General features: G+C 55.8%; 16 protein-coding genes, 1 tRNA gene and 1 pseudogene. 11 read left to right on the top strand and 7 right to left on the bottom strand.

Translation table 11 applies throughout. The features are described 5' to 3' along the window. Positions 1-293 precede the first annotated feature (293 nt). The 3 genes and pseudogenes from QMZ30_RS07980 to QMZ30_RS07970 form a co-directional block, all read right to left on the bottom strand. A pseudogene (locus QMZ30_RS07980) lies at positions 294-1,493 on the bottom strand (tyrosine-type recombinase/integrase). A 195-nt stretch (positions 1,494-1,688) separates the two neighbouring features. Beyond that, positions 1,689-1,765: transfer RNA gene (locus QMZ30_RS07975), tRNA-Arg, on the bottom strand. A gap of 163 nt (positions 1,766-1,928) precedes the next feature. Beyond that, the gene (locus QMZ30_RS07970; protein WP_283226955.1) at positions 1,929-2,432 is read right to left on the bottom strand and encodes a DUF1198 family protein; all 504 of its coding nucleotides are present in this window, start codon (positions 2,430-2,432) and stop codon (positions 1,929-1,931) included. Between the two features lie 177 nt (positions 2,433-2,609). Here QMZ30_RS07970 and folD point away from each other — a divergent pair, with 177 nt between their 5' ends. Both folD and ybcJ read left to right on the top strand, forming a co-directional pair. After that, complete coding sequence (folD, locus tag QMZ30_RS07965) at positions 2,610-3,476, top strand: bifunctional methylenetetrahydrofolate dehydrogenase/methenyltetrahydrofolate cyclohydrolase FolD (RefSeq protein ID WP_058973081.1); 867 nt, start codon at positions 2,610-2,612, stop codon at positions 3,474-3,476. Next, a complete protein-coding gene (gene ybcJ / locus QMZ30_RS07960) occupies positions 3,476-3,688 on the top strand; it encodes a ribosome-associated protein YbcJ (protein ID WP_039330567.1) in 213 nt (70 codons plus the stop codon). Before folD ends, ybcJ begins: the two co-directional genes overlap by 1 nt. 162 nt (positions 3,689-3,850) lie before the next feature. Here the strand turns inward: ybcJ and cysS are convergent, their stop codons facing one another. Then, positions 3,851-5,236, bottom strand: a complete 1,386-nt coding sequence (gene cysS, locus QMZ30_RS07955) for a cysteine--tRNA ligase (protein WP_039330568.1) — start codon at positions 5,234-5,236, stop codon at positions 3,851-3,853. Positions 5,237-5,454: 218 nt separating this feature from the next. Here cysS and ppiB point away from each other — a divergent pair, with 218 nt between their 5' ends. From ppiB to purK, 4 genes are all read left to right on the top strand, one after another. Further along, entirely contained in the window at positions 5,455-5,949 is a 495-nt protein-coding gene (ppiB, locus tag QMZ30_RS07950; protein WP_034828227.1) for a peptidylprolyl isomerase B, read from the top strand. Continuing rightward, positions 5,949-6,665: a UDP-2,3-diacylglucosamine diphosphatase gene (gene lpxH, locus QMZ30_RS07945; protein ID WP_283226954.1), complete on the top strand. Its 717-nt coding sequence runs from the start codon at positions 5,949-5,951 to the stop codon at positions 6,663-6,665. Before ppiB ends, lpxH begins: the two co-directional genes overlap by 1 nt. 130 nt (positions 6,666-6,795) lie before the next feature. After that, positions 6,796-7,305: a 5-(carboxyamino)imidazole ribonucleotide mutase gene (gene purE / locus QMZ30_RS07940; protein ID WP_039330570.1), complete on the top strand. Its 510-nt coding sequence runs from the start codon at positions 6,796-6,798 to the stop codon at positions 7,303-7,305. Further along, complete coding sequence (gene purK / locus QMZ30_RS07935; protein WP_283226953.1) at positions 7,302-8,366, top strand: 5-(carboxyamino)imidazole ribonucleotide synthase; 1,065 nt, start codon at positions 7,302-7,304, stop codon at positions 8,364-8,366. The genes purE and purK overlap by 4 nt, the downstream gene beginning before the upstream one ends. A gap of 177 nt (positions 8,367-8,543) precedes the next feature. Here the strand turns inward: purK and ybbP are convergent, their stop codons facing one another. Next, on the bottom strand, positions 8,544-10,961 hold the full coding sequence (ybbP, locus tag QMZ30_RS07930; protein ID WP_283226952.1) for a putative ABC transporter permease subunit YbbP: 2,418 nt from the start codon (positions 10,959-10,961) through the stop codon (positions 8,544-8,546). Then, complete coding sequence (gene ybbA, locus QMZ30_RS07925; protein ID WP_058973086.1) at positions 10,958-11,644, bottom strand: putative ABC transporter ATP-binding protein YbbA; 687 nt, start codon at positions 11,642-11,644, stop codon at positions 10,958-10,960. Before ybbA ends, ybbP begins: the two co-directional genes overlap by 4 nt. Between ybbA and tesA the strand changes: the two genes are divergently transcribed. The 5 genes from tesA to QMZ30_RS07900 all read left to right on the top strand — a co-directional run bounded on the left by tesA (position 11,612) and on the right by QMZ30_RS07900 (position 15,414). Next, entirely contained in the window at positions 11,612-12,238 is a 627-nt protein-coding gene (tesA, locus tag QMZ30_RS07920) for a multifunctional acyl-CoA thioesterase I/protease I/lysophospholipase L1 (protein ID WP_283226951.1), read from the top strand. The two genes, ybbA and tesA, sit on opposite strands and share 33 nt — an antisense overlap. 31 nt (positions 12,239-12,269) lie before the next feature. Continuing rightward, on the top strand, positions 12,270-13,043 hold the full coding sequence (locus QMZ30_RS07915) for an SDR family oxidoreductase (RefSeq protein ID WP_283226950.1): 774 nt from the start codon (positions 12,270-12,272) through the stop codon (positions 13,041-13,043). A 79-nt stretch (positions 13,044-13,122) separates the two neighbouring features. After that, positions 13,123-13,977 carry a thioredoxin family protein gene (locus tag QMZ30_RS07910; RefSeq protein WP_283226949.1) on the top strand — a complete coding sequence of 285 codons (855 nt, stop codon included), beginning with the start codon at positions 13,123-13,125 and terminating at the stop codon, positions 13,975-13,977. A gap of 64 nt (positions 13,978-14,041) precedes the next feature. Beyond that, positions 14,042-14,956 carry an SPFH domain-containing protein gene (locus QMZ30_RS07905; RefSeq protein WP_283226948.1) on the top strand — a complete coding sequence of 305 codons (915 nt, stop codon included), beginning with the start codon at positions 14,042-14,044 and terminating at the stop codon, positions 14,954-14,956. After that, positions 14,956-15,414: an NfeD family protein gene (locus QMZ30_RS07900; protein WP_283227103.1), complete on the top strand. Its 459-nt coding sequence runs from the start codon at positions 14,956-14,958 to the stop codon at positions 15,412-15,414. Before QMZ30_RS07905 ends, QMZ30_RS07900 begins: the two co-directional genes overlap by 1 nt. On the opposite strand, the gene cueR is transcribed toward QMZ30_RS07900, so the two are convergent. After that, positions 15,390-15,806, bottom strand: coding sequence for a Cu(I)-responsive transcriptional regulator (gene cueR / locus QMZ30_RS07895; RefSeq protein ID WP_039330578.1), 417 nt, complete (start codon positions 15,804-15,806; stop codon positions 15,390-15,392). The genes QMZ30_RS07900 and cueR overlap by 25 nt on opposite strands. Positions 15,807-15,941: the final 135 nt, after the last annotated feature.

Here is a 15,941-nt window from a genome sequence, read left to right as displayed (position 1 = left end):
GAATGTAATACGCAGAAAACAAGTAGAAATTTTAAACATTGACAATTAAAGTATAAGCAACCCAGTTCCTTCTACATGGGTCGGTGGGGGGATCTTCTGCTAGCCATAAGATTTTACCGGACTAGGCTGGCCCCAAGTCGCCCTCTTACAACAATTTGGTCACAACTTGCTAGCGATCCTGTTCATCAAGCCATTAGTTATAGAATGAGTCGTGAATTTCAGGCAAAAAAAAGACGTCCGTCGACGTCTATTGATGTTTCGGTAGTGCGAAGACCCGTGTCAAACCGGCTTTGTTAACTTACTCTGGCAAAGTTTACATTCAATCGCAATCCATCAATATAATCCCCATACCACTGTAACATCTCCCTTCTCTGCTCAAGATACTGCGCATGATTATAGGTTCCGCGAATCGTATTCTTATCCACATGAGCCAACTGCAACTCAATCCGTGCCGTGTTGTACCCTTGCTCATGCAAGATGGTACTCATCGTGTGCCGAAACCCATGTCCTGTCGCTTTGCCATGATATCCAATCCGCTTTAACACCTGATTGATGCTCGCCTCACTCATCGGCTTAGTCGCATCGTTCCGACCCGGAAATACTAATGAATAACGCCCTGTAACAGCCCGTATCTCTCGCAACGCCTCAACGACCTGAGTAGACAAAGGAACAATGTGTGGCCGCCGCATCTTCATGCGCTCCTTTGGCACTTCCCAAATCCCTTTATCCAGATCAAACTCTCTCCACTCAGCTAACCTCAGCTCAATGGTTCGAACTCCAGTTAGCATCAGAATACGCGTAGCAAGTCGAGTAATTGGACTACCGGTGTAATTCTCCAATGCCTGTAAAAACGCTGGCAACTCATCAGCGAGTAAAAGAGGGAAGTGTTGAGGTTTTGGCGTTGCTAATGCACTTGCGAGGTCCGCGACTGGATTAATCTCAGCCCTGCCCGTCACGATGGCATAGGTAAACACCTGCTTGCAGGCTTGCCGAATTTTACGCAGCTTATCCAGCACACCGCGTCTCTCTAGCTTGCGCAATGTCGTCAACATCTCTAGTGGTTTGATTTCCGCTATGGGACGTTTGCCAAGATCCGGAAAGATGTCATTCTCAAACGCTTCCATCAGGTCATCAGCATAGCCTTTTGACCAGTTGGGACGCTTGTATTCATGCCACTCCAGAGCAAGGGCTTTGAAATTGTTCTCAATAGCAATTTTACGGGTTTGCTTATCAACCTTCTTCTGCTCACCCGGATCGATGCCGTTGGCAATCTTTCTCTTAGCTTCATCACGACGTTGTCTGGCTTCGGAAAGCGAGACCTCAGGATAAACACCTAGCGCCAACGTTTTCTGTTTGCCATCGAAGCGATACTGCAGCCGCCAGTATTTAGAACCATTCGGATGCACCATCAAATGCATCCCTTCTCCATCGGTAATTTTGAAAGCCTTGTTGCCAGGCTTCGCACTTCTGACTTATACATCTGTTAGCGCCATTAGCTGTTCTCCATCACTGAATGTTGGTACAAAAAGCCATTGAACGGGGTTGTACCAACACATATACCAACAAAGATTACTTGATGTGGGTTTATGTCGATAGACTCAGGTTGAATTTGAATGCTTACTGTAGTGCTAATTTACTGAATTTCCGGCATAAAAAAAGACGTCAGTTGACGTCTCTTGATATGAATTTGGCACGCCCTACAGGATTCGAACCTGTGACCTACGGCTTAGAAGGCCGGTGCTCTATCCAGCTGAGCTAAGGGCGCATAGTGGTTGCGTCGGATTATACGTTTGCACGCTCTGCCGTCAACGTTTTTGCCGTGCTGCGGCTCCAGAGTGTTGAATCATTGAACAATTCGTCCTGAATGTCTAACAGCAGGCTCCCTATGTCGAGCCATCCGTCCTCAATGCCCACCAATCCCTATGCCCTCAGTGCCGCTTACGCCACTCGCTCATCGACACCAGATTACTCGCCTCACCGGACTCCCCTTCAAGCTCAATCCCTTGCTGCGTAAACCGCGCATTGTACTGCTCACGCAACGCGTGCAGCTCGGCACTCTCTGGCTCCAGTTGCCTTAAGAATCCCAACGCCAGCAACAGCTGCTGCCGCGAAATCAGCCCGGAAAACCCGGCCTTGGTCAGAATGCCGTGCCAGCGCACCGCGTTCTCGTCACTGCCATCGACAATCAACACCTGCCAGATCAGCATCACCGCTGCGCCGTTCTGCAGATGGGTTTCATTGTCGCCCGCGATGTAATCGGTGAACTCTTTGGCCGCGTCTTTACCCATCAGTGACAGCATCGATTCGATATGCACCGGCGGCAGTTGCAGCCTTTTACTCAGCCCTTGCGCGGCATGGCGTGAACCGGCCGTCAGCAGTTGAAACCCTACAACAAACACCACCGCCAGCGTGGCGAGTATTAACCAAATCATCACGGCATCCACATAATTTCCTGAGTGGCATAATACGCGCTAAGGCGGGTTGCCGTCACTGCGAAAAAATCGCGAAACGCCCTGCCCGAACGAATCTCTACCTGACAGCCGCACGCGCTTCTGACAGAATAGGCGCCATTCCCCGATTTAACTTTCTACAGATGGATTTCCTCTCTGATGGCAGCAAAAATTATTGACGGTAAAACGATTGCGCAGCAGGTGCGCTCTGAGGTTGCCGAAAAAGTACAGCAGCGTTTAGCAGCCGGTAAACGTGCACCCGGTTTGGCCGTGGTTCTGGTGGGTGAAAACCCCGCGTCGCAAATCTATGTCGCCAGCAAGCGTCGTGCGTGTGATGAAGTGGGGTTCATCTCCCGCTCATACGATCTGCCTGCAACCACCAGCGAAGCCGAACTGCTGGAACTGATCGATACACTGAACAATGACAATGAGATCGATGGGATTCTGGTTCAGCTGCCGCTGCCAGCGGGCATCGATAATGTCAAAGTGCTGGAACGCATCGTGCCGGACAAAGACGTTGATGGCTTCCATCCTTACAACGTTGGTCGCCTGTGCCAGCGCGCACCTAAGCTGCGCCCTTGTACGCCGCGCGGTATCGTGACGCTACTGGAGCGCTATAACATCGACACCTACGGCCTGAACGCCGTGGTGGTGGGCGCATCGAATATCGTTGGACGCCCGATGAGCATGGAACTGCTGTTGGCCGGTTGCACCACCACCGTCACGCACCGTTTCACCAAAGATTTGCGTCATCATGTTGAGCACGCGGACCTGCTGGTGGTTGCGGTTGGTAAGCCGGGCTTTATTCCGGGTGACTGGATTAAACCAGGCGCAGTGGTGATTGATGTGGGTATCAATCGCCTGGAAAGCGGCAAAGTGGTGGGCGATGTGGAATTTGAGACGGCCTCTGAGCGCGCGTCTTACATTACGCCAGTGCCGGGCGGCGTTGGCCCGATGACCGTAGCCACACTGATTCAAAATACATTAGTCGCGTGTGAAGAGTATCACGACGCAGAGGAGGCATAATGGCCACGTTCTCTTTAGGTAAACATGCCCACGTTGATCTGTGTGACCTGCTGAAGCTCGAAGGTTGGGTGGAGAGCGGCGCGCAGGCGAAAGCCTTTATCGCTGACGGCGAAGTGCGTGTGGATGGCGCGGTTGAAACGCGTAAGCGTTGCAAGATTGTGCAAGGCCAGACGGTTGAGTTTGCCGGACAGCGTATTACCGTTGTCGCGTAAACGTTCAAGCAAATAAAAAGGGGCGAACATCGGTTCGCCCCTTTTTGCATTCTGCGGCCGGGGAATTCAGGTACGCATTAATGCGTACCCTACAATCGCAGGCTGAGATTCAAGTGCGCATCAATGCGCACCCTACGAGCAACAGCAAGCGCACCCGTTGATTTATTTACGACGCCAGCTCGAACCCTGCGGGCCGTCTTCGACGATCACGCCCAGCTCATTCAGTTTGTCACGCGCGACATCCGCCTGCGCCCAGTCTTTGGCTGCACGCGCATCGGCACGGGTTTTCACCCAATGCTCGATCTCTGCCACTTCTTCGTCATCCACCTGCGCACCACTCTGCAGGAACTGCTCTGGATCTTGCTGCAGAATCCCCAGCACGTTGGCTAACTGACGCAGTTTTGCTGCCAGCGCATCGGCTGCCGCGCTGTCTTCGGTTTTCAGACGATTCACTTCACGCGCCATATCGAAGAACACCGAGTAAGCTTCCGGCGTGTTGAAGTCGTCATCCATCGCGGTACGGAAGCGGGCTTCAAACTCTTCGCCGCCCGCTGCGGTCGCGTTGGCATCGGTGTGACGCAACGCGGTGTAGAGACGCTCCAGCGCCGCACGCGCCTGGTTCAGGTTATCCTCGCCGTAGTTGAGCTGGCTGCGATAGTGCCCAGACATCAGGAAGTAGCGCACGGTTTCAGCATCGTAATGCTTGAGGACGTCACGCACGGTGAAGAAGTTGCCAAGTGATTTCGACATCTTCTCGCGATCGATCATCACCATGCCGGAGTGCATCCAGTAGTTAACGTAATCGCCGTCGTGCGCACAAGTTGACTGCGCCACTTCGTTTTCATGGTGCGGGAACATCAGATCCGATCCGCCGCCGTGGATATCGAAATGCGAGCCCAACTGTTTGCAGTTCATCGCTGAACATTCGATGTGCCAGCCCGGACGACCGTTGCCCCACGGTGAATTCCAGGCTGGCTCATCCGGCTTGGACATTTTCCACAGCACGAAATCCATCGGGTTGCGTTTGATTTCAGTGATTTCGACGCGCGCGCCCGCCTGCAGCTGATCCAGATCCTGACGTGACAGCACGCCGTAACCTTTATCACTCAGCACATCGAACATCACGTCGCCGTTCGCCGCCACGTAAGCGTGCTTACGTTCGATCAAACGCTCAACCATTTCGATAATCTCAGGGATATGGCGTGTTGCGCGCGGCTCCAGGTCCGGCGGCAAAATGCCCAGCGCGTCAAAATCTTTGTGCATTTCGCCGATCATACGGTTGGTCAGCGTTTCGATGCTTTCGCCGTTCTCGTTTGCACGTTTGATAATCTTGTCATCAATATCGGTGATGTTACGCACATACTTGAGCTGATAGCCCACATAGCGCAGATAACGCGACACCACATCAAATGCCACGAAGGTACGCCCATGACCGATATGACAGAGGTCGTAAACCGTAATTCCACAGACATACATGCCGATCTGACCAGCGTGGATCGGTTTAAATTCCTCTTTCTGACGGCTCAGGGTGTTATAGATCTTCAGCATTGAACGATTCCGTTATTGACGTTTGCGGGATACGCCTTTCCAGCGTAGCTCGACATTGTGCCGTATTTTTCTCAGTTGTGCATCGCTCGCTTAGCTTCTGTGGCTGCCTTACTGACGAGCCATCGGAAATTGTGATATAAGAGGCGTCTACAAAAATGCCTCGCCGCTATGCAGGCGTGGCAGTTGATACTGACGACACCCGTAACAGGACGAATATAATGGTCACTTTCCAGACGAACCATGGCGACATCGTAATCAAAACCTTCGATGACAAAGCGCCGGCTACCGTGAAAAACTTCCTGGACTACTGCCGTGAAGGTTTCTACGACAACACCATTTTCCACCGTGTTATCAACGGTTTCATGATCCAGGGCGGCGGTTTTGAGCCAGGCATGAAGCAGAAAGACACCAAAGAAGATATTCGTAACGAAGCCAACAACGGCCTGAAGAACACTAAAGGTACGCTGGCGATGGCCCGTACTCAGGCACCACACTCCGCGACTGCTCAGTTCTTTATCAACGTAGCAGACAACGACTTCCTGAACTTCCGTGACGAAAGCCTGCAGGGCTGGGGTTACTGCGTGTTCGCTGAAGTGGTTGAAGGCATGGACGTGGTAGAAAAAATCAAAGCGGTGAAGACTGGCCGCAGCGGCATGCACCAGGACGTTCCGGTTGACGACGTTGTCATCCAGAAAGTGACTGTTAGCGAGTAATGTCGCGCACGCTGTTTATCGCAGATTTGCATCTGTGCACAGAAGAACCGGCAATTACTGCCGGTTTTCTGCATTTTTTGCAGGGTGAAGCGCAGCAGTGTGATGCGCTTTACATCCTCGGCGACCTGTTCGAGGCCTGGATTGGCGATGACGATCCCAATCCGCTGCATCAGCAAATTGCCGCAGCGTTACAAGCGCTGCCGGTGCCGAAATTCTTCATCCATGGCAATCGTGACTTCCTGCTCGGTAAACGTTTTGCTCGCGCAAGCGGCATGACGCTGCTGCCAGAAGAACAGGTGCTGACGCTTTACGGCCATCGCGTGCTGATTATGCACGGCGATACCTTATGTATCGACGATGAAGGCTATCAACGCTTCCGCGCGAAGGTGCATCAGCGCTGGTTGCAACGCCTGTTCCTTGCCCTGCCGCTACGCATCCGTATGCGCATCGCCGCACGTATGCGCGCGGACAGTAAAAACGCGAATCAGCATAAGTCGTTAAGCATCATGGATGTCAATCCGCAGGCCGTGGAAGCCGCGATGACACGTCAGCAGGTGCGGATTTTGATTCACGGGCATACCCATCGTCCGGCTGTGCATCAGCTATCCGTGCAAGGTGAAAGCGCCCAGCGCGTGGTGCTCGGTGCCTGGCATGAAAACGGTTCGATGATTCAGGTCGATGCCGATGGCGTGCAGCTGATCGAATTCCCCTTCTAATTTCGGGCATCATTGCCCGTTTTCCCCGTACGCAACCGTTTTCCTTGCTGCCATCTCATGCTATTCTCTGTGCCCTTCTTTACCTGCCCGCCCGGCCAGGTTCGTTCGACTATTCACAGGAGTTGACCACATGTCATCCAACGCCACCCCGGCTCGTATCGCCATCGTCATGGGTTCCAAAAGTGACTGGGCTACCATGCAGTTCGCCGAGGAAATTCTTAACAGCCTGGATGTTCCGTTCCACGTTGAAGTGGTCTCTGCTCACCGTACGCCAGATAAGCTGTTCAGCTTTGCCGAAACTGCCGCAGATAACGGTTTCCATGTGATCATCGCCGGTGCGGGCGGTGCAGCGCATTTGCCGGGCATGATCGCCGCCAAAACCCTGGTGCCGGTGCTGGGCGTGCCGGTACAAAGCGCCGCGCTGAGTGGTGTTGATAGCCTCTACTCTATCGTGCAGATGCCGCGTGGCATTCCTGTGGGTACGCTGGCAATTGGTAAAGCCGGTGCTGCCAACGCCGCCCTGCTGGCCGCGCAGATTCTGGCGGTGCATGACAAAGATCTGGCCGCGCGTCTCGCGACCTGGCGTCAAACGCAGACTGATGAAGTGCTGAACAACCCAGATCCGCGGGGGGATGCATGAAACCGGTTTGCGTACTCGGCAACGGTCAGTTAGGCCGTATGTTGCGCCAGGCGGGTGAACCGCTGGGCATCGCTGTCTATCCTGTGGGTCTGGATGCTGAACCTTCAGCGCTGCCTATCGCCCAAAGCGTGATCACTGCAGAGATCGAACGCTGGCCGGAAACCGCGTTAACGCGCGAACTGGCGAGCCATCCTGCTTTTGTGAACCGCGATATTTTCCCGCGTCTGGCCGATCGCCTGACGCAAAAACAGCTGCTCGATCAGCTGAACCTGGCGACCGCGCCGTGGCAGTTGCTGGCGGATAAAAGCGAATGGCCGCAGGTGTTCAACACGCTAGGTGAACTGGCGATTGTGAAACGTCGCACCGGCGGCTATGACGGCCGTGGTCAGTGGCGTTTACGCGCCAATGAAACCGATGCGCTGCCGGATGAGTGCTATGGCGAATGCATCGTTGAGCAGGGCATCAACTTCAGCGGTGAAGTGTCGCTGGTGGGTGCGCGCGGTCAGGATGGCACCACGGTGTTCTATCCGCTGACGCATAACCTGCATCAGGACGGCATTTTGCGCACCAGCGTGGCCTTCCCGCAGGCGGATGCGGCGCAGCAGCAGCAGGCTGAAGCGATGCTTAGCGCGATCATGCATGAGCTGAACTATGTTGGCGTGATGGCGATGGAGTGTTTTGTCACGCCAGAAGGTTTGCTGATCAACGAACTGGCACCTCGCGTGCATAACAGCGGTCACTGGACGCAGAATGGCGCGTCTATCAGCCAGTTTGAACTGCATCTGCGTGCGGTGCTCGGTTTAGCGCTGCCAAAACCGGTGGTGTTTGCGCCGTCGGTGATGGTGAATCTGATTGGCACCGATGTGAATGTCGCCTGGCTGCAACAGCCGCTGGTGCATCTGCACTGGTACGACAAAGAAGTGCGTCCGGGCCGTAAGGTTGGGCACTTGAATCTGACCGATAGCGATCAGACGCGCCTTGCGGCGGCGCTGAATGCGCTGGTGCCGCTGCTGCCGGAAGATTACGCCAGCGGGATTGCGTGGGCGGTTGAGAAGTTTTAGTTCTGAGTGGTTTTGGCCCTCACCCTGGCCCTCTCCCGCAAGCGGGAGAGGGGACTGATCGAGAGAGTTTGTCGGTTTAGGTTTGCCCTAAGCCTCGCTCGGGCAGCTCCTTCTCCCTGTGGGAGAAGGTTGGGATGAGGGCATCAGTCCGCAGAGCCCCCCATCAGGCCGCAGAAATCACGCCGCCTCAAATCGTCTGAACAGCGCCTTACCCTTCAGCAGCCGCACGCCCAACCAGCCACCGCACACTGACAGCAGCAGCGCCCCGCAGATCGGCAACGCGATCCACAACGTCCAGTCTGGCTCCCAAGGGAAATCAAAGATCTTGCGCTGTAAGCCCCACAACGCTGCTTCGGCACCCAACGCCGCCGCAATCCCCGACACCACGCCCAGCAACGCAAACTCACACCACAGCGTTCCGCGCAGCAGCCGTTTGCTGGCGCCCAAGGTGCGATACACCACCAGCTCCTGTCTGCGCTGGCGCATACCGACCTGAATCTGCGCCAGCAACAGCAGCACGCCGCAGGCAGTGACCAGCACCACCATGATCTCCAGCGCCTGGCTCACCTGCGCCAGCACCTGACCGATCTGCTTCAGCATGCTACCCACATCCAGCAAACTGAGCGTTGGGAATGCGCGGTTAAGCTGCGCCAGTAGCACCGGATTGTTATCCATGCGGAAGCTGGTGAGCCAGGTTTGCGGCTGTTGATCCAGCGCGCCCGGCGGGAAAATAAAGAAGAAATTCGGGCGCAGGCTTTCCCAGTCGACTTTACGCAGGCTGGTGATTTTAGCGCTGAACTGCTGCGTATCGCCGCTGAAAGTCAGAGTATCGCCCAGCTTCAGGCCCAGTCGGTCTGCCAGCTCTCCCTCCATCGACACTTCCCCCGCTTTCGGTGGCCAGGCACCGGCAAGCAACGGGTTGTGATCCGGGCGATCCGCCTGCCACGTCAGATTCAGCTCACGGTTAAGGGCATTATCCATTTTCGGATCGGCTTCTTTACCGTTCAGCTCAGTGAGACGCGCCCGCACAATCGGGTAGAAGGTTTCGGCTTTGACCTGATGCTGGCTGAGGAAATCGCGTACCTGCGGCACTTGCTCCTGCGTCATATTCAGCAGGAAGTAGTTTGGCGCATCCGGCGGCAACTGTTGTTGCCAGCGATCCAGCAGATCGCCACGCATGACCAGCAGAAGTGCCAGTAACATAAACGACAGCGAAAACGCCGACAGCTGGCTCAACGTCATGACGGGTTGCCGTAACAGACGATTGATCGCCAGCCGCATCGCGAGATTGCGCACCACCAGCTTACGCAGCAGCAAGAGCGTGCCCCAGCCGAGCAGTGACAGCAGCAGCGCCAGCATCACCACACCGGCCAGCAGCGCCCACAGCATTTTGCTGCCGCCCATCAGCAACGCCAGCAGCGCAATCACCACTAACGCCATGGCAGGCAGATAAATGCGCAGCGGCCAGACATTCGCCACCGCATCACGGCGCAGCACGCGCAACGGCTGCGTTGCCATCAACAAACGGTAGGGGCGCAATCCCACCAGCAGCGAAATCACAAACATCGCGCCAATCGCCCACAGCCACGGCCAGAAGCTGGCGGCGGGCAGCGCAGCGGGTAGCACCGGTTTGAGCATCACCAACAGGATGATTTCAATCCCCTGCCCCAGCACGCTGCCCGCAATCGCAGCCAGTAACAACACTGCCAGCCACTGGCCGATGATCAACCGCTGCAAGGCCTGGCGCGTGGCACCCAATGTTTTCAGCACCGCCACCAGATCATAGCGGCTTCGGCAGTAGTGGCTCATCGCCACCGCCACGGCAGCGATCGCCAGCATCAAGGTCAGCAGCGCCGAGAGCAGCAAGAATTGCTGTGCACGCTGCATCGAACGCCCGAGCGCATCCTCTGAGTTCTCTACGCTGATCCAGCGTTCACCGGCTTTTAACTGTGGCTGAATCCAGCTGTCATAGCGCGCCAGCGGGGCCGGATCGCCCGAGAATTTGTAGCGCCAGCTGAGTCGGCTACCGGGCTGGATCGCACCGGTTTTTTCCACGTCGGCCAGGTTCATCAGCAGGCGCGGTGCGGTCTGGAAGGGATTGAAGCCGCCATCTGGTTCCTGAATCACCTCACCGGCGATACGCAAGGTGGTGTCACCGACATCGACATTGTCACCGACTTTCAGATTGAGTAAGGCCAGCAAACGTGGCGCGGCTAATACCGTGCCCGCCTGAGGTTTTAAGCCTGGTGGATCGGTCTGCAAGGTGCCGAACATCGGATAGGCGTCATCAACGGCTTTGATGTCCGCCAACTGCGGCGTTTGATCGGCGAAGGTCATGGTCATAAAACTGAGCTGGCGGCTCACAGAGAGCCCCTCATCGCGCGCTTTATTCAGCCAGGCTTCCGGCGCGGGCGCACTGCTGCGTAAGGTGCGGTCTCCCGCCATAAAGTCACGGCTTTGCTGGCTGAGTCCCTTCTCCATACGATCGCTGATTGAACCCAGCGCCAGCACACAGGCCACCGCCAGCGTTAACGCCAGCCAGACAATCAGTAATGATGGCGAGCGCCATTCACGCCAGAACCAGCGCCAAATCATGACTCCTCCCACAGCTTGCCGTCACGCAATCGCAGCCGACGATCGCAGCGCGCCGCCAGCTGTTCATCGTGCGTCACCAGAATCAAGGTGGTGGCGAAATCGCGGTTGAGGGAGAAGAGGAGATCGGCAATGCGATCCCCGGTTTTACGATCGAGGTTACCGGTGGGTTCATCGGCAAACAGCAGGCCGGGGCGTCCGCTAAAGGCACGAGCCAGCGCCACACGCTGCTGCTCTCCCCCCGAAAGTTGCGCGGGCAGATGGTGTAATCGATCCTTGAGCCCCAGCTGCGTCAGCAGTTCCACCGCCTGGCTGCGGCTATCGCGATCGCTGTCGCCACGCAACAGCGCGGGCAGCTGCACGTTTTCCAGTGCATTGAGGGTCGGCACCAGCATAAAGGATTGAAACACAAAGCCCACTTCACGCGCGCGCAACGCGGCACGCTGCTCTTCGTTCATGCTGTGCAGTGGCTGGCCCAGCAGGTTCACTTCGCCGCTGCTGCCATCATCCAGCCCCGCCAGAATGCCCAACAGCGTAGACTTACCCGAGCCCGACTCACCAATCAACGCAATGGTCTCGGCTGGTTTGACAACCAGCTCAACTCCGGTAAGGATGGTCAGCTGATGCTCTCCTTGACCGACGGACTTAGTAAGATGATGAACTGCAACAATGTTTTCCGCTGGCATTATCCCTTCCTGTTGTTATTGCTTCTGCTGGTGTCTCGCATCGCCGCCGCCGATACCTTGCTGGTACTGGGCGACAGCCTGAGCGCCGGGTATCGCATGTCCGCTACCGCAGCATGGCCCAGCCTGCTCGATAAAACCTGGCAACAGCAGCCCAGAATTATCAACGCCAGCATCAGCGGAGATACCGCCGGACAAGGGCTGGCGCGTTTGCCGGGCCTATTAAAACAGCATCAACCCCGTTGGGTGTTAATCGAATTGGGCGGTAACGACGGTTTGCGCGGCTTCCCGCCACAGAACATCGCCCATGATCTGAGCAAAGTGATCGACGAGGTGAAAGCCGCCAAGGCACAGCCGCTGCTGATGCAAATTCGTCTACCCGCTAATTATGGACGTCGTTATACCGAGGCGTTCAGTGCGATCTATCCACACCTGGCACAGCAGTACAACATTCCTCTGGTGCCCTTCTTTATGGAGCAGGTCTATCTGAAGCCGGAGTGGATGCAGCAGGACGGTATTCACCCCAATCCGGATGCGCAGCCGTTTATTGCCAACCTGATGGCGAACGAACTGGCTCCGCTAGTAAAGCAGAATTAATGCAGGCGTGTGATTTTTAACAGGTAAAGAAATGCAAAAAACGATTCTTATCACCGGCTGCTCCAGCGGCATTGGCTTAGTGGCCGCGAACGATCTGCTGTCACGCGGGTATCGCGTAATGGCCGCCTGCCGACGTCCTGAGGATGTCGCACACATGGAAGCGCTGGGCTTTATTGGCATACAGCTCGATCTTGATGATGCGGAGAGCGTAGATGCCGCGGCGGATCGCGTGCTGGCATTATGCGACCACCGCCTGTACGGCCTGTTTAACAATGGCGGATTTGGTCAGTACGGGCCGCTCACCAGCGTGTCACGTGCACAGCTGGAGAAGCAGTTCTCCACCAACCTGTTTGGCACCCATCAACTAACGATGCGCCTGCTGCCCGCACTGCAAGCCAGCGGAAATGGGCGTATCATCAACACCAGCTCGGTGCTGGGGCTGATCTCCACGCCGGGTCGCGGCGCCTATGCCGCCAGTAAATGGGCATTGGAAGCCTGGAGCGATGCGCTGCGTATGGAAGTACGCGATTCTGGCGTGCGGGTGAGCCTGATCGAACCGGGCCCGATTGCCACGCGCTTCACCGACAATGTGCATCAGGGCGAGCAGGATAAACCGGTACGCAACCCTGGCATTGCCGCGCGCTTTACCCTGCCGCCGGAAGCCATTCTGCCGAAGCTGCGCCATGCGCTGGAGAGCAACCATCCGCGCCTGCGCTATCCCGTGACTCTGGTCGCGTGGATGATGAGCGTGCTGAAACGCCTGCTGCCGGGTTGGATGTTGGATCGCATATTGCGCAGCAACTAGGCGGCATGCCAGATTTAAACTTGAAGCGGGGCCGCTTGCCCCCATATCCTCAACACACTTTCTGCAAAGAGACGTATTCATGTCACAGGCTTTGATTATCGACATCAACGAATCCAACCTGCAACAGACGCTGGAGCAATCCATGCAGTTGCCGGTGCTGTTTTATTTCTGGTCCGATCGCAGCCAACACTGCCAGGAACTGACGCCGGTTCTGGAGCGTCTGGCGCAGGAATATGCCGGTCAGTTCATTCTGGCCTCACTGGATTGCGATAAAGAGCAGCGAGTGGCAGCACAGTTTGGTCTGCGTTCCATTCCCACCGTATACCTGTTCCAGAACGGCCAGCCGGTTGATGGCTTCCAGGGTCCACAGCCGGAAGAGGCGATCCGCGCTCTGCTGCAGAAAGTTCTGCCGCGTGAGGAAGAGCTAAAAGCGCAGCAGGCGATGCAACTGCTCGACGAAGGTAAACCCTTAGATGCCCTGCCACTGCTAAAAGATGCCTGGCAGCTCAGCAACCAGAACAGCGAAATCGGTTTCCTGCTGGCTGAAGTGCTTATCACCCTCAACCGCAGTGAAGAGGCCGAAACCGTGCTGGCGGTGGTGCCGTTGCAGGATCAAGACACGCGCTATCAAAGCCTGGTGTCACAAATTGAATTGCTGAAACAAGCTGCTGATACACCGGAGATCCAACAACTGCAGGAACAGCTGACCAGTGAGCCCGCGAATGCTGAGTTGGCTGCTAAACTTGCATTACAGCTGCACCAGGTAGGCCGCAATGAAGAAGCGTTGGATCTGCTGTTCAGCTTCCTGAAAAGCGATCTCAGCGCGGGTGAAGGTCAGGTTCGTAAGATGTTCCAGGAGATTTTAGCTGCCCTCGGCACTGGCGATGCCCTCGCGACTCGTTACCGCCGCCAGCTTTACTCGCTGCTGTACTGATCGGTACCGCGCGTTAAACGGGCCGAAGCGACTCGGCCCGAAAATCTGACAACCAGGAGGTTATATGTTGACTGTGATTCCCGTCATTATCGTGCTCGCGTTAGTGACAGTCTGGGCAGGCGTAAAAATTGTGCCACAAGGTTTTCAGTGGACGGTAGAGCGATTTGGTCGCTACACCAAAACCCTTCCGCCCGGTCTGAGTTTAGTGGTGCCCTTCATGGACCGTATTGGTCGTAAGATCAACATGATGGAGCAAGTCCTCGATATCCCTTCGCAAGAAATTATCTCCAAAGACAACGCCAACGTCACCATTGATGCCGTGTGCTTTATTCAGGTGGTGGACTCGGCGCGCGCCGCCTATGAGGTCAGCAATCTTGAGCTGGCGATCCTCAATCTCACCATGACCAACATCCGTACCGTGCTGGGTGGCATGGAGTTGGATGAGATGCTGTCGCAGCGCGATAACATTAATACCCGCCTGCTGCACATTGTGGATGAAGCCACCAATCCATGGGGCGTCAAAATCACCCGTATCGAAATTCGCGATGTGCGACCACCGCAGGAGTTGATTGCGGCGATGAACGCGCAAATGAAGGCGGAACGTACCAAACGCGCTGACATCCTGACGGCAGAAGGCGTGCGTCAGGCGGCCATTCTGCGTGCCGAAGGGGATAAGCAGTCGCAAATTCTTAAAGCGGAAGGTGAACGAACCTCAGCCTTCCTGCAGGCTGAAGCGCGTGAACGTCAGGCGCAGGCGGAAGCCAACGCAACACGCGTGGTGTCCGAAGCGATTGCCGCCGGGAACATTCAGGCGGTGAACTACTTCGTGGCACAAAAATATACCGATGCCCTGCAAAAAATTGGCGAGTCCCACAACAGTAAAGTGGTGATGATGCCACTGGATGCCAGCAGCCTGCTCGGTTCGATTGGTGGTATCAGTGAACTGCTGAAGGAGAGCCGTCAGGAGCGTAAACCGTGATCCTGATGGAACTGATTGCCCATCCACACTGGTTCTGGCTCACTCTCGGCGGCCTGCTGCTGGCGGCTGAGATGCTCGGCACCAGCGGTTACCTGCTGTGGAGCGGACTGGCAGCGGTGTTGGTCGGTCTGATCGAGTGGTTATTCCCCTTCTCGTGGACCAGCCAAGGGGCGCTGTTTGCCGTACTCACACTACTGTGCGTGTTTTTCTGGTATCGCTGGATGCGTTATCGGGAAGTATCGCAACAGCCAAATACCCTTAATCAACGCGGTTCTCAGCTGATCGGAATGCAGCTGACGCTGGATAACGCCCTGAAAGATGGCTTAGGCCATGTGCGCATTGGTGACAGCAGTTGGCGCGTACAGGCCAAGGAAGATCTTCCCGCCGGTACGCCGGTGATCGTGACCGGTGTGGTGGGCATTACGCTGCTGATTCAGCCACGTTTTCCTTCGGCCTGATGACAGCATCCCGCCAGATGATTGATGATTGGGCACTCGGCACTGTCATCACCCGGGCATGCCTCCGCCAGTTCCAGCAGCCGCGCGCGCATCGCATGCAGCTCTTCGATATGCGCGGCGATTTCATCGGCTTTCTTCAAGGTGCGGGCTTTCACATCCGCACTGTGGCGGGCAGGATTATTAAACAGCGTCACCAGCTCGCGGCACTCCTCCAGCGTAAACCCGACCTGACGCGCCTGGCGTAGTAGATTGAGTTCATCAATATGGTGCGCTGCATAGCTGCGATAACCGTTGTCACTGCGTAACGGGGCCGTCACCACGCCCTTCTCTTCATAAAATCGAATGGCTTTACTGCTCAGCCCGGTCTTTTTTGCTACATCGCTGATGTTCATTTTTCACCTCTTGACCTTCCCCTGAATGGAAGGTTTACGCTTATCTCCATCATAATTCAAGCCCCCTCATGGGGCCTACTCTTGGTACAGGTGCGTTAGCCGCGTGGCTTCACCTCAGTCACTTACATAAGTAAG

The organism is Pantoea sp. EA-12 (genome assembly GCF_030053355.1).
Lineage (GTDB): Bacteria > Pseudomonadota > Gammaproteobacteria > Enterobacterales > Enterobacteriaceae > Pantoea > Pantoea vagans_C.
This window is presented reverse-complemented; position numbering and strand designations above follow the sequence as displayed.

Excerpts from the sequence above, each read along its gene's own strand:
- QMZ30_RS07970 (WP_283226955.1), bottom strand. The coding sequence starts at position 2,432 with ATGATTTGGTTAATACTCGCCACGCTGGCGGTGGTGTTTGTTGTAGGG.
- folD (WP_058973081.1), top strand. The coding sequence starts at position 2,610 with ATGGCAGCAAAAATTATTGACGGTAAAACGATTGCGCAGCAGGTGCGC.
- ybcJ (WP_039330567.1), top strand. The coding sequence starts at position 3,476 with ATGGCCACGTTCTCTTTAGGTAAACATGCCCACGTTGATCTGTGTGAC.
- cysS (WP_039330568.1), bottom strand. The coding sequence starts at position 5,236 with ATGCTGAAGATCTATAACACCCTGAGCCGTCAGAAAGAGGAATTTAAA.
- ppiB (WP_034828227.1), top strand. The coding sequence starts at position 5,455 with ATGGTCACTTTCCAGACGAACCATGGCGACATCGTAATCAAAACCTTC.
- lpxH (WP_283226954.1), top strand. The coding sequence starts at position 5,949 with ATGTCGCGCACGCTGTTTATCGCAGATTTGCATCTGTGCACAGAAGAA.
- purE (WP_039330570.1), top strand. The coding sequence starts at position 6,796 with ATGTCATCCAACGCCACCCCGGCTCGTATCGCCATCGTCATGGGTTCC.
- purK (WP_283226953.1), top strand. The coding sequence starts at position 7,302 with ATGAAACCGGTTTGCGTACTCGGCAACGGTCAGTTAGGCCGTATGTTG.
- ybbP (WP_283226952.1), bottom strand. The coding sequence starts at position 10,961 with ATGATTTGGCGCTGGTTCTGGCGTGAATGGCGCTCGCCATCATTACTG.
- tesA (WP_283226951.1), top strand. The coding sequence starts at position 11,612 with ATGATGAACTGCAACAATGTTTTCCGCTGGCATTATCCCTTCCTGTTG.
- ybbA (WP_058973086.1), bottom strand. The coding sequence starts at position 11,644 with ATGCCAGCGGAAAACATTGTTGCAGTTCATCATCTTACTAAGTCCGTC.
- QMZ30_RS07915 (WP_283226950.1), top strand. The coding sequence starts at position 12,270 with ATGCAAAAAACGATTCTTATCACCGGCTGCTCCAGCGGCATTGGCTTA.
- QMZ30_RS07910 (WP_283226949.1), top strand. The coding sequence starts at position 13,123 with ATGTCACAGGCTTTGATTATCGACATCAACGAATCCAACCTGCAACAG.
- QMZ30_RS07905 (WP_283226948.1), top strand. The coding sequence starts at position 14,042 with ATGTTGACTGTGATTCCCGTCATTATCGTGCTCGCGTTAGTGACAGTC.
- cueR (WP_039330578.1), bottom strand. The coding sequence starts at position 15,806 with ATGAACATCAGCGATGTAGCAAAAAAGACCGGGCTGAGCAGTAAAGCC.